Origin of the sequence: Actinacidiphila acididurans, from assembly GCF_016918855.1 — a bacterium.
Taxonomy (GTDB): domain Bacteria; phylum Actinomycetota; class Actinomycetes; order Streptomycetales; family Streptomycetaceae; genus Actinacidiphila; species Actinacidiphila acididurans.
On sequence record NZ_JADKYB010000008.1, the window covers coordinates 364,910 to 387,622 of the forward strand.

Sequence of the window (22,713 nt, forward strand, 5' to 3'; positions counted from 1 at the left end):
TGACGGCATTCGTATTACGAATTACGTTGCAGCCGCTTGCTCGGCCCCCTGGTGACGAGAGGTTCCCCGTGCACATCACCCATGTCGAGACGTTCCGCATCCCGCTGCCCGGCCCCCGCCCGCCCTTCGCCTGGCGCAAGGGCCTGCTCGGGTCCTCGCCCGACGGCGAGGCGGCGGTCCTGCGCATCGGCACCGACACCGGCGCCACCGGCGTCGCGCTCGCCACCCGCCCCGGCATGGCCGCCGCCGTCGAGGACATCGCCGACCGCGTCCTGCGCGCCGAACTGACCGGCAAGGACCCGCTCCAGCGCGAACTGCTGTGGCACCGGGTCTGGGAGCTGGACCGGACCGAGGAGTTCCCGCTCCCCGTGCTCGGCCTGGTCGACATCGCCCTGTGGGATCTGGCCGGCCGGATCGCCGACCGCCCGGTGTGGCAGCTCCTCGGCGGCTTCCGCACCAAGATCCCCGCCTACGCGTCCACGGTCACCTTCCGGGACATCCCCGAGTTCCTCGACGTGGCCACCGCCTGCCTGGAGCTCGGCTACCAGGCGGTCAAGCTGCACGCCTTCGGCGACGCCCGGGCCGACGCCGAACTCGGCCGGCGGCTGCGCGAGCACGTCGGCGACGACGTGCCGCTGATGTACGACGGCTCGGCCGGCTTCGACCTGCCCGACGCGGTCCTGCTCGGCCGCGCCCTGCACGACGCCGGCTTCCTCTGGTACGAGGAGCCGATGCGCGAGTTCAGCGTGACCGCCTACGCCCGGCTCGCCCGCGCCGTGGACATCCCGCTGCTGGTCGCCGAGACCTCCGACGGCGCCCACATGAACACCGCCGACTTCATCGCCGCCGGCGCGGCCACCTTCGGCGTACGGGCCAGCGCCTCCACCCGCGGCGGCATCACCGGCGCCATGCGCACCGCGCACCTGGCCGACTCCTTCCGGCTGCGCGCGGAGGTGCTCGGCGACGAGATCCCCAGCCGGCACCTGTCGATGGCCATCTCCAACACCACCTACTACGAGTCGCTGATCACCAGCACCGACGTCCGCAAGAAGCCGGAGATCGACGGCGAGGGCTACGTGCACGCGCCCGTCGGCCCCGGCATCGCCCTGCCCGCCGGCCTGGACTACCCCGCCGCCCTGCTGCCCTACGTCGAGACCGCCGAGCCGTCGGCCTGAAAGGCCCCCGGAACACCCCCGGAACACCCCCGGCAACACCCCCAGGCACACCCCGGGCAACGTCCCGGCGCACACCCCCGGGCCCGCGGCATCCGCGCGCCCCTTCACACGTACACAGGACTTACAGAGAGGTAAGTCATGCGCTCCAGCCTCACCCGCCGCACCCTCGCGCTGTCCGCCGGCCTGCTCGCCCTGGCCGTCGCCGCGGCGGGCTGCGCCAAGAAGTCCGACACCCACTCCGCCGCCGGCCACGGCCTGTCCGCCGCGAAGGTCGGCGTCGCGCTGGTCCCCGGCGGACCGCACCCCTACTTCCAGCCCTGGAAGCCCACCCTGCAGAAGGCGAAGACCGACTTCGGCCTCGGCCAGGTCACCTTCAACGAGACCTCCGGCTGGGACCAGACCACCCAGAACTCCGTCCTGAAGTCCCTGGCCGCGCACGGCTACAACGCCTTCGGGGTGTTCGGGGTCTCCCCGGACAACATCAACTCCACCTTCAGCGACCTCAAGCGGCAGGGCTTCCACGTCGCCTCCCTCGGCTCCTGCCCGGCCGGCAGCACCGACGAGGCCGACTTCTGCCTGTCCACCGACGTCGAACAGGCCGCCTACAAGGCGGCCAAGGCCGCGATCGCCGCCATGGGCGGGCACGGCAAGCTGGTCCACCTGACCGGCAACAAGACCGACTCCAACACCGCGCGCCGCGAGGCCGGCGTGGCCAAGGCCGTCGCCGAGACCGGCGGCAAGGTCACCCTGGTGCAGACCGTCACCGACATCGACACGGACCTTCAGACCGCGCAGAAGGCCGTCGCCGACCTGCTCGCCGCCAAGGGCTCCGCCATCGGCGGCATCGTCAACACCGCCTACAACCCGGCCGTCGCCTCGGCCGCCGCGGTCAAGAAGGCCGGCCTGCCGATCAAGGTCGTCGCCATCGACGACGACCCGACGATCCTGGCCGACATCAAGGACGGCTCGGTGACCGCCTCCGTGGTGCAGAACCCGGTGGGCCAGGCGTACGTGGGCTCGTACGTCCTGATGAAGCTGGCCGGCGGCTGCACCATGCGCACCCCCGGCCTGACCGTCGACTCCGGCTCCTTCGTGGTCACTTCCGCGAACGTCGGCACGTACGACAACGACCGCCAGGCCAAGACCGCCCAGCTCAAGAAGGACTTCGACGGCAGCTACCTGTCCTGCGCCGCATGAGCCGACGCCTGAGTCGCCGTATGAGCCGACGTACAAGCCGCCGCGCACCTCACCGCGCAAGCCGTCGCGCACGTCCCTGACGAGGAGCACCCGTTGTCCACCATCACCCGCGCCGAGGCATACCTCGTCGACCTGCCCGTCGAGGCGCAACGCACCGACGCCGTCCAGTCGTTCCTGAAGCAGGAGACCGTCTTCGTCGAGATCACCACCGCCGACGGAGGCCAGGGGACGGGCTACTCGTACACCATCGGCACCGGCGGCACCGCCGTTCTGGCGCTGCTGCGCGACTACCTGCTGCCGCGGCTGCCCGGCCAGGACGCCCGGCGGGTGGAGGCGGTCTGGCTCGACCTGTTCTCCGCCACCCGGGCCACCGCGGTCGGCGCCATCACCTCCCTCGCCCTGGCCGCCGTCGACACCGCGCTGTGGGACCTGCGCGGCCGGCAGACCGGACTGCCGCTGTGGCTGCTGGCCGGCGGCGCCCGCGACCGCATCCCGCTGTACGACACCGAGGTCGGCTGGCTGCACCTGACCGAGGACGAACTCGTGGCCGGCGCCCGGCAGGCCGTCGAACGCGGCCTGCGCGGCATCAAGGTCAAGATCGGCAAGCCGTCCGCGACCGAGGACGCCGAGCGGCTGGCCGCCGTGCGCCGGGCGGTCGGCCCGGACGTGGACCTGATGGTCGACGCCAACCAGTCGATGACCGCCGCCGAGGCGGTCCGCCGCGCGGCGCTGCTGGAACCGGCCGGCCTGCTGTGGCTGGAGGAGCCGCTGCCCGCCGACGACATCGCCGGTCACGCGGCGCTCGCCGCCGCCACCTCCATCCCCGTCGCGGTCGGCGAATCCCTCTACTCGGCCGGCCAGTTCGCCCAGTACCTGCGGCAGGGCGCGGCGGGCATCGTGCAGGCCGACGTCGCCCGCATCGGCGGCATCACCCCCTGGCTGAAGGTCGCCCACCTGGCCGAGGCCCACAACGTGCCCATGTGCCCGCATTTCCTGATGGAGCTGCACGTGAGCCTGGCCGCCGCCGTGCCCGGCGGCCGCTATCTCGAGTACATCCCGCAGTTGACGGCGATCACCCGCACCCCGCTGACCGTCCGCGACGGCATGGCCCACGTGCCGGCCGCCCCGGGACTCGGCATCGACTGGGACCGCGACGCCATCGACGCGCTGCGAAAGGAATGACGATGAGCAGACCGCCGCACGCCCCGCCCTCCCCGCCCGCCGCCTCCGACGCGGCCCTCCCGGCCCCCGACCCCGCCGTCCCGGTGCCCGTCCGCGCGCTGCCGCTGTGGGCCAACCCGCGTCTGGGCCTGCTCGTCCTGCTCGTGATCCTGGTGGTGGTCTTCTCCTCCCTGCGCTCGGAGTTCCTCAACACGAGCCTCACCCTTGAGCCGATGCAGGCCGACCTCAGCGTCACCGTCGTGGTGGGCCTGGCCCAGCTGTCGGTGCTCTCGCTGGGCCATATGAACCTCGCCGTCGGCCGGATCGCCGCCGTCTCCGCCTTCGCGATGGGCTGGGCGTACGACAAGCTGTCCGTGCCGCTGCCGGTCGGCCTGCTGATCGGCCTGGCCGTCGGCGCCCTGGTCGGCGCCGCCGCGGGCTGGACCATCCAGGCCACCGGCGTCAACTCCTTCGTGGTCACCCTCGCCCTGGACTTCGGCCTGGTCGGCCTGGTCTCCCTGCTCTACAGCGGGGTCGGCGACGGCGTCGCCTTCCACGTCCACCCGGCCGGCATGGACTCGCTGCGCAACGACACCTTCAGCGACTACTGCACCGGCAGCGTCTGCGGCCCGCCCGTCCCGCTGATCGTGCCGATCGCCCTGGTCGCGGCGCTGGCCGTCGGGCTGCTGTTCCGGTACGCGCGGCTCGGCCGGGAGATCCTGATGACCGGCTCCGGCCTCAAGGCGGCGGAACTCTCCGGCATCCCCACCGCCCGCCGGGTGGTGCAGGCCCACAGCCTGTCCGGCCTGCTCGCCGCACTCGCCGGCTTCCTGCTGGCCATCAACAACGGCGCCTTCTCCGCCGACATCGGCAGCCAGTTCCTGCTGCCGTCCTTCCTCGGCCCGGTGCTCGGCGGCACCCTGCTGGCCGGCGGCGCGGTCAGCGTCATCGGCACCGTCCTCGGCGCAGCCATCACCGAGGTCATCCAGACCGGCCTGACCCTCCTGCAGTTCCAGGTGGAAAAGCTCAAGATCTTCATCGGCCTCGTGCTGCTCGCCGCGCTGTCCCTGGACCGCGTCCGGCACGTCGTCGCCGAACGCCGAGGAGGCGGCGCATGACCACCCTCACCCCGCCCGAACGGCGGCCGCGGCTCCCGCGCCTGCCGGAGCGGATCGCCGGCACCGAGACCACCCTCGCCGCGCTCGCCGTCGCCGGATACGTGGTGCTCGCCGCGACCACCCACGGCGCCGTCGTCTCCGGCGGCACCCTCACCGCGATCTTCCAGTTCCTGGCCGTGCCCATGGTGATCGGCCTGTCCCAGATGGCGGTGCTGAGCGTCGGCCAGATGAACCTCGGCGTCGGTGTGCTGACCGGTTTCTGCGCCATGGTCTGCGCCTGGCTGATGGTCGCGGCCGGCCTGCCCGCCTGGCTCGCGGTGGCCGGCGCGCTCCTCACCGGCGCCGCCATCGGCCTGGTCAACGGCCTGCTGGTGGTGCTCACCCGGATCAACGGGTTCGTCGTCACCCTCGCCACCATGACGATCATCGACGGCCTGCGGTACGGCGTGCACGGCACCGCCACGTACCAGGGCTACTCGCACCGGCTGGTCTCGCTCGGCCAGGGCTCGGTGCTCGGCGTGCCCACGGTGTTCCTGGCCGCCGTCGCCATCGCCATCCTCGTGGCCTTCTTCTTCCGCAGCGTCCCCCTCGGCCGGCGGCTGCTGGCCAGCGGCGGCAACCCGCTGGCCGCCCGGCTCTCCGGCGTGTCCAACGACCGCTCCCTGGTCGTCGCCCACCTCGTGTCCGGCCTGCTGGCCGGCGCGGCCGGCGTGATGGTCGTCGCGCTGTCCGGCTCGGTCAACGCAACCATCGGCGACGACCTGCTGCTGCCCAGCTTCGCCGCGCCCATCATCGGCGGCGTCGCCCTGGCCGGCGGGGTCGTCAGCGTGCTCGGCACCTGCCTGGCCGCCCTGATCATCCGTCTGGTCGACGTCGCCCAGGCCCAGTACTCCATCAACCCCGACTGGGTGGACCTCATCGTCGGCGCCGTCGTCCTCGGCGCCGTCCTGATCACCCAACTGCGCCGCCCCCGGGCCGGAGGGACCCCATGACGTATCTCGCGGACCGCCTGGTCAAGACCTTCCCCGGGGTCCGGGCCCTGGACGGGGCCACCCTGCGCCTCCAGCCGGGCAGCGTGCACGCCCTGCTCGGCGAGAACGGCGCGGGCAAGAGCACGCTCATCAAGATCATGACCGGGGTGCTGCGGCCGGACGGCGGCCGCATCCTCGTACCGCGCGACGACGCAGGGGCCCACGGCAAGGAGCCCGGGCCGGCGACCGACCTGGTGAAGGGCCCCTCCGACACCGACGCCGGCCTGCACGAGGTACGGTTCTCCGGCCCGCAGGACGCCCAGCGGGCCGGGATCGGCGTCGTGCACCAGGAACGCAACCTCATCCCCGCCTTCTCCGTCGCCGAGAACATCGCCCTGCAGTCCACCCCGCGCCGCCGCGGCCTGGTCGACCGGGCCGCGATGCGCGAGCTGGCCCGGGGCTGCCTGGACCGGCTCGGCGTGCGGCTGGACGTGGACCGGCCGGTCTCCGCGCTGTCGGTGGCGCAGATGCAGCTCGTGGAGATCGCCAAGGCGCTCGCCACCGACAGCCGGGTGCTGCTGCTGGACGAGCCGACCGCCTCCCTCACCGCGGAGGAGACCGAGCACCTCTTCGGCGTGGTCCGCCGGCTGCGCGACGAGGGCCGCGCGGTCGTGCTGGTCAGCCACAAGCTCGAAGAGGTCTTCGCCGTCGCCGACACCGTGACCGTCCTGCGCGACGGCCGCAGCGTCGCCGAGGCCCACCCGCTGGCCGACTACACCCAGGAGGAAATCGTCAACCTCATGGTCGGCCGCGCCCACGCCGCCCGCCGCCTCGACAAGGCCCCCGTCGCCCCCGGCACGGCCCCCGCCCTGCGGCTCGACGGCGTCGCCACCGCCCTCGGCCACCGGGACGTGTCCCTGTCCGTACGCCCCGGCGAGATCCTGGGCCTGTACGGACTGGTCGGCGCGGGCCGCAGCGAACTGGCCCGCGCGGTCCTGGGCCTGCACCCCGTCACCGCCGGCACCGTACAGGTCCACGGCCGCCCCACCCGCATCACCAGCGTCGGCCAGGCCCTGCACCGCCACCGCATCGGCTACGTCAGCGAGAACCGCAAGGAGGAGGGCGTCTTCCTCCAGCAACCCCTCACCCGCAATGTCGCGGTCACCGTGTGGAACCGCCTGTCCCGGGCCGGCCTGATCCGCGACCGCGACGAACGCGACCTGCTGACCACCTACCAGGAACGCCTCGGCATCCGCCTGTCCGGCCCGGCCCAGCTCGCCGGCCAGCTCTCCGGCGGCAACCAGCAGAAGATCAGCCTCGCCAAATGGCTCGCCGCCGACTGCGACATCCTCATCATCGACGAACCCACCGTCGGCATCGACGTCCGCACCAAGGCCGCCTTCCACGAACTCATCGTCCACCTCGCCTCCGACGGCCTGGCCATCCTCCTCATCTCCTCCGACCTCCCCGAAATGGTCACCCTCGCCGACCGCGTCCTCGTCATGCGCGACTACCGCCTCACCGGCGAGGTCGCCAACGACACCCACGACTACGACTCCACCAGCCGCGCCATCGGCCACCTCCTCCACGCCGCCGCGGTGTGATTCCGTCGGCGGCCCGAGGCTCATCCCCACACCTCGGCCAGCCAGCGGTTCCCGGACGCGGCCCCGTCGCGGTGCGGCACGTGGTCGGCGCCGGGGACGCGGACGAGGCGGGCGCCGATGCCGTACGGGACAGCCGCACGAAACAGGGTGTCAGCGCGCCGCCGGAGGCAGGGGCTCTGGGGCCGTCTTCCGCAGGTGCTGGTAGATGATCGAGGTGCGGAAGCTCACCACCTCGCGGCGGCTGGTGAAGCGGTCGAGGAGGAAGCCGTGGAGGTGGCCGATGCTCTGCGCGCTGACGTGGACCAGGAAGTCGTCGCTGCCGGTCATCGTGTAGACGGAGAGGACCTCGGGGAGGGCGAGGACGCTCTGCTCGAAGGACATCACGATGTCCCGGCCGAGTGGGCGCAGTTGGACCGCGACCATGGCCTGGACCCCGCGGTTGAGGGCGGGCAGGTCCACGTCCGCGTGGTAGCCGAGGATCACCCCGCGCCGCCGCAGCAGCCGGATCCGCTCCAGGCAGGTGGACGGCGCTATCCCCACCTTCCGGGCAATGTCGCGGTTGGACTGCCGCGCGTCGCTCTGCAACTCCCGCACGATCGCCGAATCAAGTTCGTCCATGCCCACCTCCGAGCCGCCGGTGCCGAACGTCGTTCGGTGCGGGGCCGCGGCGGCGGGGCAGAAGCCTAGCTTTCCGGTATGAGACATGAACAAGTGACCGTCCGCCGCGGAACCCGCTCCGGCCTCCCGATCGCTGTCGCCGTCCACTCGCGCGCTCTCGGCCCGGCCGTCGGCGGCGTGCGGATGCGCCGTTACGCCGACTGGCGCGACGGCGTGGAGGACGCGCTGCGCCTGTCGGAGGCGATGACGTACAAGACCGCCGCGGCCGGGCTGCCTTTCGGCGGCGCCAAGAGCGTGATCGCGCTCGGGCCGGACACCGAACCGACCCCGCGGCTGCGGCAGGCGGCGCTGGAGGACCTCGGCGACCTGATCGAGGAATTGGGCGGCGGCTACACCGCGGGCCCGGACGTGGGCACCGGCCCCGCCGACATGGCCGTGCTGCGCACCCGTACGACGCACGTGGTGTGCCTGCCCGAGGAGCAGGGCGGCACCGGTTCCTCCAGCGGGCCGACCGCCGCCGGTGTGGTGGCGGCCCTGCGCGCGGCCGCCCGGGCGGTCCTCGGCACCGAGTCCCTGACCGGCCGCACCGTCCTGATCTCCGGATACGGTTCGGTCGGCGCGCTGGTGGCCCGGGCCCTCACCGACGCCCGCGTGCTGGTCAGCGACATCGACCCGGCCAAGCAGGAGGAGGCCGGCCAGGACGGGCACGGCTGGATACGCCCCGAGGACGTGCTCAAAACGCGCTGCGACATCTTCGTCCCGGCCGCGGTCGGCGGCATTCTCACCCCCGACACCGTCCCGGGCCTGGCCTGCCGGCTGATCGTGGGCCCGGCCAACAACCAGCTCACCGACGACTCCGTCGCCGACCTGCTCGCCGCCCGGGGCATCACCTACGTCCCCGATTTCGTGGCGAGCGCGGGCGGCGTCATCTACATCACGTCGCGCGACCTGCTCGGCCTGTCCCACGAGGACGCGTACGCCCGGGTCACCGCCCTGGGCGCCACGGTCGGCTCGCTGCTCGCCGAGCCCCGCCCGCCGCTGCGGGCCGCGCTGTCCCTGGCCGAGGTACGCCTCACCGGCGCAGAACGCACCAACGAGCATCTGATGGCCATCTGACCGGCCGTCGGCTGCCGCGCCGCCCGTCATCCGGCCGAGGCGACGACGGCCCGTGCCCGTACCCCGACTGCCGTACCGGGTACGGGCGTACGCCGCACCGGGCCCGGGGCCGCGACTGCGCGGCGGCACCGGGCCCGGTCCCGTCGTGACCGTCGTGATCGGTGACGTACCGGCAGCGGGTCACGCCGAGGCGTCGCCCGCGGAGCTGTGCGCGGCGACGGCGGCCGGCTGTTCGGCCGGGCCGGAGGCGGCGGGGGAGAAGTGGCCGGGCATGGTGCGCGGGATCAGCAGCGCGGCCAGGAACGCCAGGACGGTCGCGACGGCGAGCGCGCCGAAGCCCCACACGTAACCGGACTCCTTCGGCAGCCCGCCGGGGCCGGCCTGCGCGGTCACGATGCTGGTCATCAGGGCCGCGCCGACGGCGCCGCCGATGGTGCGGATGTTGGCGTTCATGCCGGAGGCCACGCCGGTCTGGTGGGCCGGGACGGCGGTGACGATCAGGCTGGACATCGCGGAGAAGGCCAGCCCGAGGCCCACCCCGAGCAGCCCGGTGGCCACGCACAGCTCCCAGACCCGGTCGTGGGCGACGGTCATCAGGACGTACGCCGGCACGGAGATCGCCGACCCGGCCACCACCAGGGCCTTGGAGCCGAAGCGGGCGGTGAGCCGGCCGTTGGCGGTGCCGAACACGAACATGGTGAGCGGCCAGGGCAGCATGATCAGGCCGGAGGCGGTGACGCTGGAGCCGAAACCGTAGCCGGCCGACGAGGGCGTCTGGAGGAACTGCGGCAGGAAGCCGAAGGTCGCGTACATCCCGACGCCGACCAGGAGGGCGACCAGGTTGGTGGTCCACACCGCCGGCTGCCGCATCATGCGCAAGTCGACCAGGGGAGTGGCGGCGCGCTGTTCGGAGACCATCCAGGCGGCGGCCAGCAGCACACCGGCCACCAGCAGGCCGATCACCCGGGCCGAGCCCCAGCCCCAGTCGGAGGCCTGACTCAGCGCCAGCAGCAGGCACACCAGCCAGACCGACAACAGGACGGCCGGGGTCACGCTGATCCGCCCGCCCGAGCGGACGGGGGAGGTGTGCAGGAAGAACTGGGCGGCCAGGCCGGTGATCACGACGGCGATCAGCGGCAGCCAGAACAGCCAGTGGTAGTCCAGGGCGTTGATGATCGGGCCGGCCAGCACGATGCCCAGGCCGCCGCCGACCGCGGTCAGCGCGGCGAGCACGCCCACCGTGGCGGGGGCCTTGTGCGGCGGGAACTCGTCACGGGTGATGCCGAAGGCCAGCGGCAGCACGCCGCCGCCGATGCCCTGGAGCACGCGGGCGATGATCAGGACGCCGATGTTGCCGGCGACGGCCGCCAGCAGCAGGCCGACCGCGAGCGCGGCCAGGGTCACCACGAGCATCTGCTTCTTGCCGACGGCGTCGCCGATGCGGCCGATGATCGGGGTGAAGATCGAGGCGGACAGCAGATAGGCGGTCAGGACCCAGGTGGCGGCCGACTGGTTGGTGTGCATGGCCTGCTGGATCGTGGCCAGCACCGGTACGACCAGCGACTGGAGCAGGGCGTACGCGGAGACCGCCGCGGCCAGGATCGCGAAGGTGCCGGGTGCGGGGCGGCGCTCGGCCGCGGCCCGGGGTGGGGCGGCGGGCGCGGCCGGCGAGGGTGACGAGGATGCTGACGGGGATATCGACATGGGCGCTTCCGGGGGACGGGATGCGGAGCGGGACCCCGCTTGGGTAAGTGGAATATCCTCCACTTATCCCGATCCTAAATGGAGGAGCCTCCAGATAGCAAGCGGGCCGCCCGGGCGCATCGTCGCGCCGGACGCGCGGGGGTGGTGCGGGAGCCGCCCGGACGGGCGCCGGTCGCATCAATGGCGCCGGGCCGGATGGCGGCGACGGCTCGCCGCGAGCGTGGTGGCGTCAGTCCGCCGCGAGCCCGTCCAGGAGCAGGTCGAGCAGGCGCTCGGCCTGCTCGCGCTGGTCCGGGCCGCCCGCAGCCAGGGCGACGCCGGTGAGTGCGGCGAAGACGTCCTCGGGGGTGACGTCGGCCCGGAGCGTGCCGTCGGCGCGCCCCGCGGTCAGCAGCGAGGTGAGGGCCGCCAGCATCGCCTCGCGGGAGTGGGCGTACGGATTGCGGCCGGAGTCGATCGCGGCCCGCAGGGCGTCGGCCATGCCGGCCTTCGCGGTGGTGTAGTCCAGGAAGCGGCCGGTCCACGCGCGCAGCGCCGCCCGCGCCGGCCCGCTCGCCAGCAGCCCGGGTGCCGCGTCGCACAGCTTCACCAGCTCGCTGCGGTACGCGGCCTCGACCAGCGCCTCGCGGGTGGGGAAGTTCCGGTACAGGGTGGCGATGCCGACCCCGGCCTCCTTGGCGATCCGGTCGAAGGTGGGGGCCGGCCCCGGCTCCGCGAACAGCCGTACCGCCGCGGCCAGGATCCGGTCCCGGTTGCGCCGCGCGTCGGCCCGCAGCGGGCGTTCCGCCTGCCTCGTCATCCCCGTTGCCCCGTCATCCCGGCGATTTCCTTCCTGGTTCCTTCCCGGTTTTTCCCGCGCGACCGTTGCAGGGCCCCGCTAAACGGAGGGTACTCCACTCTCGTGTGCGGGGCGGTCCGGCGTACGCGGGAGCGGGCCCGGGCCCGGGCCCGGGCCCGGGCCCGCTCCCGTACGAGCGCCCCGGATACGGCAGTGGGCCGGCGCGCGGCATGCGCACCGGCCCACCAACGGCCGTGGCGGCCCCGGAAGGCCTGGAAGGCCCCGGAAGGCCTGGAAGGCTCCGGCGGAAGAAGCTCAGACGCCCATCGAAATGCTGCGGGCGGACACGATCCGGTCCACCAGCCCGTACTCCACCGACTCCTCCGCGGTCAGGATCTTGTCGCGCTCGATGTCCTGGCTCACCCGCTCGGTCGACTGGCTGGAGTGCTTGGACAGCAGCTCCTCCAGGGTGGTGCGGACCCGCTGGATCTCCCGCGCCTGGATCTCCAGGTCGGACACCTGGCCCGGCCCGGTCTCGGTGTACGGCTGGTGGATCAGCACCCGGGCATTGGGCAGCGCCAGCCGCTTGCCCGGGGTGCCGGCCGCCAGCAGCACCGCGGCGGCGGAGGCGGCCTGGCCCAGGCACACCGTCTGGATGTCCGGCTTGACGAACTGCATGGTGTCGTAAATGGCGGTCAGCGCGGTGAACGAACCGCCCGGCGAGTTGATGTAGAGGGAGATGTCCCGGTCGGGGTCGAGCGACTCCAGGCACAGCAGCTGCGCCATGATGTCGTTCGCCGAGGCGTCGTCGATCTGCACCCCGAGGAAGATCACCCGCTCCTCGAAGAGCTTGGCATAGGGGTCGTACTCCCGGTAACCCTGCGAGGTGCGCTCCACGAAGCGGGGCAAGATGTAGCGGGCCTCGGGCACGGGACCGTCGTACCGCGCCTGCGGTACGAACCGGGCGGCGGGGTCGGCTGGAAGGCTCATGAACCTGCTCCTGGGGAAGAGGACTGCGGACGCGGACGCGGTGTCACGCGCCGGTGCCGCCGCTGCCGGGGATGGCCGCCGCGCTGGCGATGACCGCGTCGATCAGGCCGTAGTCCTTGGCCCCCTCGGCGGTGAACCAGTGGTCGCGGTCCGCGTCCCTGGTCCACTGCTCGACGCTCTGCCCGCTGTGCAGGGCGGACAGCTCGGTCATCCGCTGCTTGGTGCGCAGCAGCTGTTCGGCATGGATCTTGATGTCCGTGGCGGATCCGGCGAGCCCGGCCGACGGCTGGTGGATCAGGACCTCGGTGTTCGGCAGGGCGAAGCGCTTGCCGGGCGCGCCCGCGGTGAGCAGGAACTGCCCCATGGAGGCGGCGATTCCCATGGCGATGGTGACCACGTCGTTCTTGATGAACTGCATGGTGTCGTAGATCGCCATCCCGGCCGTGATCGAGCCGCCGGGGCTGTTGATGTAGAGGTAGATGTCCTTGTCCGCGTCGGCCGCGGCGAGCAGCAGGAGCTGCGCGGTGATCTCGTTGGCGATCTCGTCGTCGACCGCCTGCCCGAGGAAGATGATGCGTTCGTTGAGAAGCCGGTTGTAGACCTGGCCGCCGAGCGCGCCCGTGGTCTCGGGGGTGCTCAGCCGGGGCATGGACGCCCGCTCACTCATGATGCTTCCCATCTGTCGTTCGCGTGGATCCGGTGTTCCGGCCGCCGGCCCGTCGACGGCCGCTCCCGTCCGCCTTCCGCCCTGTCGAAGCTACCCACTTCACCCGTACCACGGACCGCCTTCCCGCTGCTGTTCGCTTTGAGCGCAGCCCCTCTCCGGCCCGGTCCGCCCCGCCTGCGCCGCCCGGCGCGTGGCGCGCTGTTCAAGGCGGCGGTGCGGTCTCTACGGTGGAGCGGGCGGCGGTCCGGCCGCCGCGACGAGGGGGAGGCGGTCGGGGTGGAGGCGGAGCTGGCGGCACTGGCGTCATCGGGAGCCACGGCGCTGGTGAGCGCGATGGTCTCGGACGCGTGGGGGCAGGTACGGGACCGGGTGGCGCGGTTCCTCGGGCGCGGCGGCGACCCGGCGGGGGCCGCCGAGGAGCTGAGCGCGGCCCACGCCGAACTCGTGGCCGCCCGCGACGAGGGCGACGGCGACGCCGCCCAGGACATCGAGGCCGCATGGCGGGCCCGGCTGCGCCGGGTGCTGCGCGCCGACCCGGCCGCGGCGGCGGAGCTGCGTGCCCTGCTCGCCGAGCTGGAGCCGGAAGGCCCGCGCGGCGGCACATGGTCGAGCCACCAGACCATGAACGTCTTCGGCAACCAGTACGGTCCGGTGGTCCAGGCCGGCAACGTCTCCGGGGGCACCCACACCCACTTCCACGGAAACCCGTATCCGGCCCAGGAACCGCACCCGTCCCCGGACCGCCCGGACGGAGCCTGACCGAATACGACCGGATCTGGCCGGATTCGGCCGGACCGGGACCGCCTCCGGCCGTATCGCGTGACCGCCCTCGGGACCGTCACCGCCCTCCGGAGGACCCTCAGCGCGGGTCCGGGCCCCCGCCCGGCGTGCCCGCGGGCGGCCGGGCGGACCGCGGGCGGCTGCCGGCAGCCCGCGACGTGGCGGACGCGGCCGAGCGGACGGCCACCGCCCGCCAGCGGGGGCCGCCGAAGGGCGCGTGGTCCTGGGCGAGCAGCGCGCGGCGCGTGTGGGCCTCGGCGACGTGGCGGCCGAGAAGGGCGCCGCCGAAGACGACGAAGCCGACACCGATCAGCCAGCTCTCCACGACCAGGACCGTGCCGACCGGGCCGTAGGTGACCGCGTTGGTCACGATCAGCGGGGAGAAGACCAGCGAGGAGAACGCCCGCAGACCCACCAGGCCGGCCATGGTCAGCACCGCGCCCGGCAGCGTCGCCCGCCAGGTCACCTCGCGGGCCAGCAGGAAGCGCTGGCCCCACCAGAAGAAGGCGATCCCCGCGCAGACGGTGAGCACTATTCGGGCCGCGCTCTGCCAGGCCCCGTGCTCGAGCACGGTCCCGCTCTGCGCCTCGACGAACAGATACGCCGTCAGCACCGCGAGCCACACCGCCCGCCGCCAGCCGCTGTGCCACGGCGCGGCGGCCAGCTCCCACACCTTGCGGTAACCGGTCTCCACGCTGGCCGCGAAGGACAGCCCGAACACCGACAGCGACGCCAGGCTGAGCGCGCTGGTGGCGCTGAGCACCCTGCGGGGCGCGGCGAACAGCTTGACCACCGCCTCCGACGGGTGCTCGGTCAGCCCCATGCCGTCCACCACCCAGTGCGCGAATCCGGCGTGCTGGAACGGCACAGCCGCCGCGACCACCACCAGCAACGGCACGAGGGTGACCAGCCCGAGCGCGGCGAACCCCATCGAACGATGGAGCAGTTCCAGCTCCGCGCCCTGCTGCCACACCCGCGCCGCGACCGACCGCCCCCATGCCTGCCGCACCACGCTGACAGCTCGCATGAAGGGCGGATACCCGCCGTGCGCCGTCGCATCCGCCGCCTGCCGCACCCGTATGTGCCGCTTCGCCACAGGCTGCGCCGGACGCGCCCCGGAGGCACGATGGAAGGGGAGGCGGGTGTCCTGGCGAACGCAAGGAGGCCGCCGTGGAATACAGGGACCGTCGGGAAGCCGGACAACGGCTGGCCCGGGAGCTACTGCCCGAGGCCGGTCCGGACACGCTCGTCCTGGGACTGCCGCGCGGCGGGGTGCCGGTCGGCGAGGAGATCGCCGGCGAGCTGGGCGCCCCACTGGACGTGTGCCTGGTCCGCAAGCTGGGCGTGCCGCACCGGCCGGAACTCGCCGCGGGCGCCATCGGCGAGGGCGGCGTACGCGTGCTCAACGACGACGTGATCCAGCTCGCCGGGGTCTCCCCGCGGGCACTGGCCGACGTCGAGGCCCGTGAGCGCGCCGTCCTGGACCGCCGCGCCCGCGCCTACCACGAGAGCCGGCCCGGCGTGGACCTCGCCGGCCGCACCGTGCTCGTCGTCGACGACGGTGTCGCCACCGGCGCCACCGAGCGCGCCGCCTGCCAGGTGGTACGGGCGCGGGGCGCGCGCCGCGTCGTGGTCGCCGCCCCCGTGGCACCGCCCGGCTGGACCCAGCAGTTCGCGGGTCTCGCCGACGCGTGCGTGTGCCCGTACACGCCCTCCGGTTTCGCCGCGATCGGCCAGTTCTACGCCGACTTCTCCGAGGTCAACGACGCCGAAGTGGTGGCCTGCCTGGCCCGCGCCGCCCACCGCTCGGCCGCCGGTGCCGCCCCGGGCCGGCCCGCGTCCGCCGACCGGGAACGTGCCGACCGGGAACGCGCCCCGGAGCGGCAGGGTCGCGAGGTGGAGATCCCGGCCGGCCGGGTCGTCCTTCCGGGTGAACTGACCGTCCCCGAGGGCGCCCCCATGATCGTGGTCTTCGCCCACGGCAGCGGCAGCAGCCGGCACAGCACCCGCAACCGCTTCGTCGCCCACGAACTGGTCCGGGCCGGGCTCGGCACCCTGCTGTTCGACCTGCTCACCCCGCGCGAGGCCGAGGACCGCGCCGCCGTCTTCGACATTCCGCTGCTGGCCGCCCGCCTGCTCGCCGCGGTCCACTGGCTCCGCGCCCAGCCGCTCGCCCGCGGCCGCGACATCGGCGCCTTCGGCGCCAGCACGGGCGCGGCCGCCGCTCTGTGGGCCGCCGCCGACCCCGCCGCCGACATCGCGGCGGTCGTCTCCCGCGGTGGCCGCCCGGACCTCGCCGCCACCCGCCTGCCGCGCGTCACCGCGCCCACCCTGCTCGTCGTCGGCGGCCACGACCCCACCGTCCTGGACCTCAACCGCCAGGCCCAGAGTCACCTGCGCTGTTCCAACGACCTGGCCATCGTCCCCGGCGCCACCCACCTCTTCGAGGAACCGGGCACTTTGCCCGCCGTCGCCGAGCTGGCCGCCGACTGGTTCACCCGCCACCCGGCCCCGCACCCCCATCACCACTGAACTCACCACTGACCCGACATTCACCACTGACGCCGGCCGAAGTCGGACCACCGGCACGGCGTGGTTCAGCCCAGCGGCAGGGCCTGGAGGCAGCGGTGGCACAGCCGCCCCTTCGCCCCCTTCGCCGCCCCGGGAATCAGCCGCGCGATCTGCCCGGAGATGTGGAACCGGTACCGTCCGGATGAATCGGCATACACCGGTTCCCCGTCCACCCCGACCTCCGCGGTGAGATGGACCACGATCACCTCCGGCGGCGCGTGACCCCCCGGCGGGCCAGGCACAGTGACCGCATAACGCGACATGGCGAGCATGTCCGTCCTCCTCACGGGAACCAGCCCACCCAGCAGAGCGGTCCCCGTACGATCATCTCTCCGGATGCCCGACATGGCACCTACTCGAGCCCGCCGACGGGCCGGGCGGCCATGCCGTGCACCCGGAATCCCGGCGCCCCGGTGCCGCGGTGACGTGACGGTGGGCGAAACGGGAGCACCCGGCCGATGTGGGACGATGAGCCCGGCGGTCGGCGGAGCGGTGGAGGACGCGGGACATGGTCGATCCCGAGACGGCGGACGCGCACGGCGCGAGACCGGTGCCGGAGCCCGGAGGAGCGCGCGAAGTGAGCGGCGATCACGGGCCCGGCGCAGGAAACGACCTGCTCACCGGCCTGCTGGGCGCGGTGGACGCGGGCGCGTACGCCGTGGACGGCGGCGGGCTGATCCTGGCGGTCAACCCGGCCACGGAAGAACTGCTGGGCCGCCCGGCGAAGGCCCTGATCGGGCGGGACGCCCACGACCTGCTGCACCGCGACCGGCACGGCCAGACCCTGCCCCGCACGCAGTGCCCGATGATGCACGCGCTGCTGGCCCGGCGCACCGTCCAGGAGAGCCCGGGCTGGTTCGAACGCGGCGACGGCTCCCCGCTGCCGGTGTCCTGGCTGGTCACCCCGTTCCGGCTGGACGACGGGACGAGTGGCGCGCTGGTGGTCTTCCACCCGCACGGCGACGCCCCGGACCCGTACGCCTGGGAGGAACGGCCGGTCCCGTCCGCGCTGACGGAGATGGAGCGGCTGGCGCTGCTGGCCGAGACCACCACCCGGCTGACCTCGACGCTGGACGCCGACCAGGCCCTGAACCGGCTGGTACGGATCGTGCTGCCGCGGCTGGGGGACTGGGCGATCGTGGACCTGATCACGGAGAACGACGAGGTGCGGCGGACCGCGGTCGTGCAGTACGCCGACGGCGTCTTCGTCGAGCGGCGCGACCTCCAGGGCTCGCTGCCGCCGGTTCCCCAGGAGTCCCCGCTGCCGCTGTCGCGCGCGCTGCGCGGGGCCGCCTCCACGCTGGCCACACCGGACACGTACGCGGGCCGGCCCGACTCGGGACTGGCGGTGGAGCAGGGCCGGCTGTTCAAGGCCACCGGCATGCACTCGGCGGTGATCGCCCCGATCCGCGGGCCCCGCGAGGTGCTGGGCGCGCTGACCCTGGGCCGTGCCGGGCGGACCCGGCCGTTCACGGCGGACGACCTGCCGCTGGTGGAGGACATCACCCGGCGCGCGGGCGTCGCCCTGGACAACGCGCGGCTCTACCAGCAGCAGCGCCGGGTCGCCGAGACCATGCAGCGCCACCTGCTGCCGAAGCTGCCCCGGCTGCCCGGCCTGGAGATGACCGCCCGCTACGTGCCGGCGCCGGACGCCTCTCAGGTCGGCGGCGACTGGTACGACGTGTTCCCGCTGCGCGACGGCGCCACGGCCCTGGTGATCGGGGACGTCGTCGGGCACGACCTGGACGCGGCGGCCGGAATGGCGCAGCTGCGCAACATGCTGCGGGCCGACGCGTGGTCCCGCCGGGAGCCGCCCGGCACCGTCATGGGACGGCTGGACGAGACCGTGACGTACCTCGCCGAAGTGCCCATGGCCACAGTGGTGTTCGGGCGGCTGGAGGGCGACCGGGACAGCGGCTGGCGGCTGCGCTGGACCAACGCCGGCCACCCGCCGCCGCTGCTGATCGACCACGACGGCCGGGCCCGCTTCCTGACCGAGGCCCACGGCATCCTGCTGGGCACCGGCTCGGCCGCCGCCCGCCCCGACGCCGAGGTCGACCTCGGGCCGCGCTCCACCCTCGTCCTCTACACCGACGGGCTGATCGAGTCCCCCGACCGCTCGATAGACGACGGCCTGGCCACCCTGCGCCACCACGCCGCGAACCTGGCCCACCGCCCGCTGGAGTCCTTCTGCGACCTGCTCCTGGAACGCGTCCGCCCGCCCGGCAACGACGACGACGTGGCGATCCTGGCGCTGCGCGTCCCCCCGGCCGGGCCCCGGGTGGCCTGACCGGCCACCAAAGCTGTCCCAGGCGCCGTAGCCGCGGCTCACCCCCTGCGGGCAGCCGCTGCTCAGGTCCGCCCGCGCGCCGCCAGCCCCGCCACCACCGCCGCGCCCACCGCCGTCGCCCCGATCGCGGCGGCCGGGTGCGCCTGGTCGGTCAGCACCCCGCCGACCGCCGCGCCGCTGATCAGCAGCAGCACGCTGAGCCCCTGCCGGACCACGGTCTCGGTACGGCCGGGCACGCCCAGCGTGTCGATCAGGCCCACCAGGGTGCGGGTCATCACGGTGGTGGTCAGGCCCGGCACGGCCACCCGGCCCGCGGTGACGTTCTGGATCCCGAAGGCCGCCGCGCAGACCACGATGAGCAGGTCCCGTACCCCCTCGGCCGGGTTCCGGCCGGTGGCCGCGGTGATCACCGCGGCCACCGTCAGCAGCAGCGCCTCGGTGCCGGCCGAGGCGGCGACCAGTGGCCGGCCGGTGCGGCCGCGGGCCAGCACCGTACGGCACAGCACGCCGCCCGCCGCGAAGCCGGCCAGCGCCAGCACCGAGGGGGCGACCACGAAGCCCGGCGCCCGGGCGATGCCGAGCCCGCCGAAGACCAGGTTCCCGGTCATGTTGGCGACGAAGACCTTGCGGAAGTGCAGCACACTGACCGCGTCGATCATCCCGCTGAGCGTGGTGAGCGCCAGGAACAGCGCCGGGATCCCGGTGTTGGGCGGCTCCGCCGCCAGCGCGGGGGCCAGCAGCGCGCGCACCCGCCCCGCCGCCCCCGTACGCCCGCCCGGCCCCGGGTCCCCGTCCGCGGCCGGGCTGCCGCCGGTCACGGCCGGGCGGGTTCGACGCGCCCGGTGACCTCGCCGAAGCCGATCCGGGTGCCGTCCGGGCCGGGCGCAGTGGCGGTGATCGTCACCTCGTCGCCGTCCTCCAGGAAGGAACGGGTGGTCCCGTCGGGCAGCTTCAGCGGCTGCTCCCCGTTCCAGGTCAGCTCGATCAGCGACCCCCGGGTGTCCGGCTCGGGCCCGCTGACGGTGCCCGAGGCGAACAGGTCGCCGGCCCGTACGCTCGCCCCGTTGACCGTCATGTGCGCCAGCATCTGGGCGTACGTCCAGTACATGGTGGCGAACGGCGGTCGGGCCACCGGGTGCCCGTTGAGCCGTACCTCCAGCTCCAGTCCCAGCGCGCCCGGCCGCCGAGCGGCCCGGTCGTCCAGGTACGGCAGCGGCTCGGGGGCGCGGGCCGGCGGGTCGGTACGGGCCTGCGCCAGCGCCTCCAGCGGCACCACCCACGGGGACACCGAGGTGGCGAACGACTTGCCCAGGAACGGGCCGAGCGGCACGTACTCCCAGGCCTGGATGTCCCGCGCCGACCAGTCGTTGACCAGGCACACCCCGAAGACGTGCTCGTCGGCGTCGGCCAGCGCCACCGGCTCGCCCTGCCGGGTCGGGGCGCCGAGCACGAAGCCCACCTCGGCCTCGATGTCGAGCCGGCGCGACGGCCCGAAGTCCGGCACCGGCCGGTCCGGTGCCTTGCGCTGGCCGCTGGGCCGGACCACCGGGGTGCCCGAGACCACCACCGTGCCCGAGCGGCCGTGGTAACCGATCGGCAGATGCCTCCAGTTGGGCGTCAGCGGCTCCACGCCCGGGCGGAAGATCCGGCCCACGTTGGACGCGTGGTGCTCCGAGGCGTAGAAGTCCACGTAATCGGCGACCTCGAACGGCAGGTGCAGCACCGCCGCCGCGCGCGGGATCAGGTACGGCTCGACGGCCGCCCGGTGCCGCGGCTCGGTCAGCCACTCGGTGAGCGCCGCCCGCACCCGGGTCCAGGTCGTGCGCCCGGCCGCCAGCAGCGGCCCCAGGTGCGGCGCGGCCAGCGGCCCGGCCAGCTCCGCGGGCGCGCCCACCGCCAGCGCCGCGGCACCCGCGTCGAGGACGTGCTCCCCGTACGCGACACCGATCCGGCGGCGCGGGTCGTCGGCGGTGCCGAACACGCCGTAGGGCAGGTTGTGCGTCCCGAACAGCGAGTCGGACGGGACGGCGAACGGACTGTCGGTGCCGAGCGGGCGGGGCGTGCTCAACGGGACCTCCGGGGATCACGGAATCCAGGGATCGCGGAAACGCCCAGAGAGTATCGCCGGTGTCCGTCCCGGCCGGGTTTGGAGCTGCGTGGCGGCCGTACGTAAAGTTCGCCCCAAGGCCCGGCGGCCGACCGGTCCCGGGCCCCGGCCCGGACGGACGGCGGCGCGCGGGCCCGGGGGAATACGGATCACAGCGGGCCACCGGCCCGCCCGGAAACAGAGAGTGACGGCGGAATGACGGCGACGGTGCGGGACCTCGACGACCCCGGGCCCGGGAAGCCCGGGGCCGCAAGCACGCACATCCCCGGCGCCCGGGAGCCGGGTGCCGGCCCCGAGCCGTACGCGGACGCCGATCCGTACGCGGGCCCGTACTCCGACGCCGCCTACGCGGACGCCGACGCAGGCCCGGACACCGGCCCCGAACCGTACGCCGACGTCGCCGGGATCGACCCCGAGCGCCTGGCGGTGTGCCTGTCCGTGCTGGCCGAGCTGGACGACCTGCCACTGGACCACCCGGACGCGATCGCCGTACGCCGCGCCACCGCCGGCATCTACCGCACGGTCAAGCACCGCCGCCGGCAGGAGCGCCGGGCCGCCAAGACCGCCAACGACAAGGCCGTCACCGAGGCGACCGCCACCGGGGCGGCCGACCGCACCGACGACGAGACGCTGGGCATCGCGCTGCGCTCCTCCGTCACCACGGAGATCGCCGGCATCCTCCAGCGCCCGCGGTCCTGCTACATCTGCAAGACCCGGTACGTCGAGGTCGACGCCTTCTACCACCAGCTGTGCCCGTCGTGCGCCGCGGAGAACCGGGCCCGGCGCGACGCGCGCACCGACCTCACCGGCCGGCGCGCCCTGCTCACCGGCGGCCGCGCCAAGATCGGCATGTACATAGCCCTGCGGCTGCTCCGCGACGGCGCGCACACCACCGTCACCACCCGCTTCCCCAACGACGCCGTCCGCCGCTTCAAGGCGATGCCGGACAGCGACCAGTGGATCCACCGCCTCAAGATCGTCGGCATAGACCTGCGGGACCCCGCGCAGGTGGTAGCCCTGGCCGACTCGGTGGCCGCCGCGGGCCCGCTGGACATCCTGATCAACAACGCGGCCCAGACCGTACGCCGCTCCCCGCAGGCCTACCGCGAGCTGGTCGCCGCCGAGGACGCGCCGCTGCCGGCCGGTGAACTGCCCGGCCGCGAGGTGTTCGGCGCCTTCGGCTCCGGCGCCCGCACCGCCGCCGCCCTGCCCTCGCCCCGCAAGGAGGGCCTGCTCACCGCGGCCGACGTCACCGGGCTCGCCCTGGTCAGCGGCTCCGCCTCGCTCGCCCGGATCGAGGCCGGCACCGCCATCGACGCCGGCGGGCTGGTGCCGGACCTGGACGCGACCAACTCCTGGGTGCAGACGGTCGGCGAGGTCGATCCGGTCGAGCTGCTCGAAGTGCAGCTGTGCAATGTGACCGCGCCCTTCATCCTGGTCAGCAAGCTGCGGCCGGTCATGGCCGCCGCGCCGGCCCGGCGCAAGTACGTGGTGAACGTCTCGGCGATGGAGGGCCAGTTCGGCCGCGGCTACAAGGGCGCCGGGCACCCGCACACCAACATGGCCAAGGCCGCGCTGAACATGCTGACCCGCACCAGCGCGCAGGAGATGTTCCAGACCGACCGGATCCTGATGACCGCGGTCGACACCGGCTGGATCACCGACGAGCGCCCCCACCCGGACAAGGTCCGGCTGGCCGCCGAGGGTTTCCACGCCCCGCTGGACCTGGTCGACGGCGCGGCCCGGGTCTACGACCCGATCGTGCGCGGCGAGAGCGGCGAGGATCTTTTCGGCTGCTTCCTGAAGGACTACGCGCCCTCGCCCTGGTGAGTTCTCCCGGTGAGTTCCGGTGAGTTCTCCCGGTGG

Annotated in this window: 20 protein-coding genes; 11 read left to right on the forward strand and 9 right to left on the reverse strand. The window is 73.7% G+C overall.

Annotated features, from left to right (window positions below):
* Nucleotides 1-68 precede the first annotated feature (68 nt).
* The 6 genes from ITX44_RS17670 (at nt 69) to ITX44_RS17695 (ending at nt 7,226) form a co-directional block, all read left to right on the forward strand.
* Nucleotides 69-1,175 carry an enolase C-terminal domain-like protein gene (locus tag ITX44_RS17670; RefSeq protein ID WP_205358190.1) on the forward strand — a complete coding sequence of 369 codons (1,107 nt, stop codon included), beginning with the start codon at nt 69-71 and terminating at the stop codon, nt 1,173-1,175.
* Nucleotides 1,176-1,313: 138 nt separating this feature from the next.
* Complete coding sequence (locus tag ITX44_RS17675; protein ID WP_205358191.1) at nt 1,314-2,372, forward strand: substrate-binding domain-containing protein; 1,059 nt, start codon at nt 1,314-1,316, stop codon at nt 2,370-2,372.
* 93 nt (nt 2,373-2,465) lie between these two features.
* Nucleotides 2,466-3,554 (forward strand): mandelate racemase/muconate lactonizing enzyme family protein, encoded by a 1,089-nt coding sequence (locus ITX44_RS17680; protein ID WP_205358192.1) that lies wholly within the window; start codon nt 2,466-2,468, stop codon nt 3,552-3,554.
* A gap of 2 nt (nt 3,555-3,556) precedes the next feature.
* Nucleotides 3,557-4,651, forward strand: coding sequence for an ABC transporter permease (locus ITX44_RS17685; protein WP_205358193.1), 1,095 nt, complete (start codon nt 3,557-3,559; stop codon nt 4,649-4,651).
* Nucleotides 4,648-5,643 (forward strand): ABC transporter permease, encoded by a 996-nt coding sequence (locus ITX44_RS17690; protein ID WP_205358194.1) that lies wholly within the window; start codon nt 4,648-4,650, stop codon nt 5,641-5,643. The genes ITX44_RS17685 and ITX44_RS17690 overlap by 4 nt, the downstream gene beginning before the upstream one ends.
* Nucleotides 5,640-7,226: a sugar ABC transporter ATP-binding protein gene (locus ITX44_RS17695; RefSeq protein WP_205358195.1), complete on the forward strand. Its 1,587-nt coding sequence runs from the start codon at nt 5,640-5,642 to the stop codon at nt 7,224-7,226. Before ITX44_RS17690 ends, ITX44_RS17695 begins: the two co-directional genes overlap by 4 nt.
* 150 nt (nt 7,227-7,376) lie before the next feature.
* Here the strand turns inward: ITX44_RS17695 and ITX44_RS17700 are convergent, their stop codons facing one another.
* Nucleotides 7,377-7,844, reverse strand: coding sequence for an Lrp/AsnC family transcriptional regulator (locus tag ITX44_RS17700; protein ID WP_205358196.1), 468 nt, complete (start codon nt 7,842-7,844; stop codon nt 7,377-7,379).
* Between the two features lie 78 nt (nt 7,845-7,922).
* Between ITX44_RS17700 and ITX44_RS17705 the strand changes: the two genes are divergently transcribed.
* On the forward strand, nt 7,923-8,960 hold the full coding sequence (locus ITX44_RS17705) for a Glu/Leu/Phe/Val dehydrogenase dimerization domain-containing protein (protein WP_205358197.1): 1,038 nt from the start codon (nt 7,923-7,925) through the stop codon (nt 8,958-8,960).
* 180 nt (nt 8,961-9,140) lie between these two features.
* On the opposite strand, the gene ITX44_RS17710 is transcribed toward ITX44_RS17705, so the two are convergent.
* The 4 genes from ITX44_RS17710 to ITX44_RS17725 all read right to left on the reverse strand — a co-directional run bounded on the left by ITX44_RS17710 (nt 9,141) and on the right by ITX44_RS17725 (nt 13,099).
* Entirely contained in the window at nt 9,141-10,664 is a 1,524-nt protein-coding gene (locus ITX44_RS17710) for an MFS transporter (RefSeq protein WP_205358198.1), read from the reverse strand.
* 229 nt (nt 10,665-10,893) lie between these two features.
* Nucleotides 10,894-11,463: a TetR/AcrR family transcriptional regulator gene (locus tag ITX44_RS17715; protein ID WP_205358199.1), complete on the reverse strand. Its 570-nt coding sequence runs from the start codon at nt 11,461-11,463 to the stop codon at nt 10,894-10,896.
* Between the two features lie 294 nt (nt 11,464-11,757).
* A complete protein-coding gene (locus ITX44_RS17720) occupies nt 11,758-12,432 on the reverse strand; it encodes an ATP-dependent Clp protease proteolytic subunit (protein ID WP_205358200.1) in 675 nt (224 codons plus the stop codon).
* A gap of 43 nt (nt 12,433-12,475) precedes the next feature.
* Entirely contained in the window at nt 12,476-13,099 is a 624-nt protein-coding gene (locus ITX44_RS17725; RefSeq protein WP_372440941.1) for an ATP-dependent Clp protease proteolytic subunit, read from the reverse strand.
* Between the two features lie 213 nt (nt 13,100-13,312).
* Here ITX44_RS17725 and ITX44_RS17730 point away from each other — a divergent pair, with 213 nt between their 5' ends.
* Nucleotides 13,313-13,858: a hypothetical protein gene (locus ITX44_RS17730; protein WP_307795329.1), complete on the forward strand. Its 546-nt coding sequence runs from the start codon at nt 13,313-13,315 to the stop codon at nt 13,856-13,858.
* A 100-nt stretch (nt 13,859-13,958) separates the two neighbouring features.
* On the opposite strand, the gene ITX44_RS17735 is transcribed toward ITX44_RS17730, so the two are convergent.
* The gene (locus ITX44_RS17735; RefSeq protein WP_205358201.1) at nt 13,959-14,906 is read right to left on the reverse strand and encodes a YhjD/YihY/BrkB family envelope integrity protein; all 948 of its coding nucleotides are present in this window, start codon (nt 14,904-14,906) and stop codon (nt 13,959-13,961) included.
* A gap of 143 nt (nt 14,907-15,049) precedes the next feature.
* On the opposite strand from ITX44_RS17735, the gene ITX44_RS17740 reads away from it, so the two are divergent.
* Nucleotides 15,050-16,411, forward strand: a complete 1,362-nt coding sequence (locus ITX44_RS17740) for a phosphoribosyltransferase family protein (protein WP_205358202.1) — start codon at nt 15,050-15,052, stop codon at nt 16,409-16,411.
* A 65-nt stretch (nt 16,412-16,476) separates the two neighbouring features.
* Here the strand turns inward: ITX44_RS17740 and ITX44_RS17745 are convergent, their stop codons facing one another.
* Nucleotides 16,477-16,722: a DUF6296 family protein gene (locus ITX44_RS17745; protein WP_205358203.1), complete on the reverse strand. Its 246-nt coding sequence runs from the start codon at nt 16,720-16,722 to the stop codon at nt 16,477-16,479.
* 236 nt (nt 16,723-16,958) lie between these two features.
* On the opposite strand from ITX44_RS17745, the gene ITX44_RS17750 reads away from it, so the two are divergent.
* On the forward strand, nt 16,959-18,740 hold the full coding sequence (locus tag ITX44_RS17750; protein WP_205358204.1) for a SpoIIE family protein phosphatase: 1,782 nt from the start codon (nt 16,959-16,961) through the stop codon (nt 18,738-18,740).
* A gap of 62 nt (nt 18,741-18,802) precedes the next feature.
* On the opposite strand, the gene ITX44_RS17755 is transcribed toward ITX44_RS17750, so the two are convergent.
* Nucleotides 18,803-19,558 (reverse strand): YoaK family protein, encoded by a 756-nt coding sequence (locus ITX44_RS17755; RefSeq protein WP_205358205.1) that lies wholly within the window; start codon nt 19,556-19,558, stop codon nt 18,803-18,805.
* Nucleotides 19,555-20,808 (reverse strand): fumarylacetoacetase, encoded by a 1,254-nt coding sequence (gene fahA / locus ITX44_RS17760; protein WP_205358206.1) that lies wholly within the window; start codon nt 20,806-20,808, stop codon nt 19,555-19,557. The genes ITX44_RS17755 and fahA overlap by 4 nt, the downstream gene beginning before the upstream one ends.
* Before the next feature lie 234 nt (nt 20,809-21,042).
* Here fahA and ITX44_RS17765 point away from each other — a divergent pair, with 234 nt between their 5' ends.
* Complete coding sequence (locus ITX44_RS17765) at nt 21,043-22,677, forward strand: SDR family NAD(P)-dependent oxidoreductase (RefSeq protein ID WP_236060803.1); 1,635 nt, start codon at nt 21,043-21,045, stop codon at nt 22,675-22,677.
* Nucleotides 22,678-22,713 lie beyond the last annotated feature (36 nt).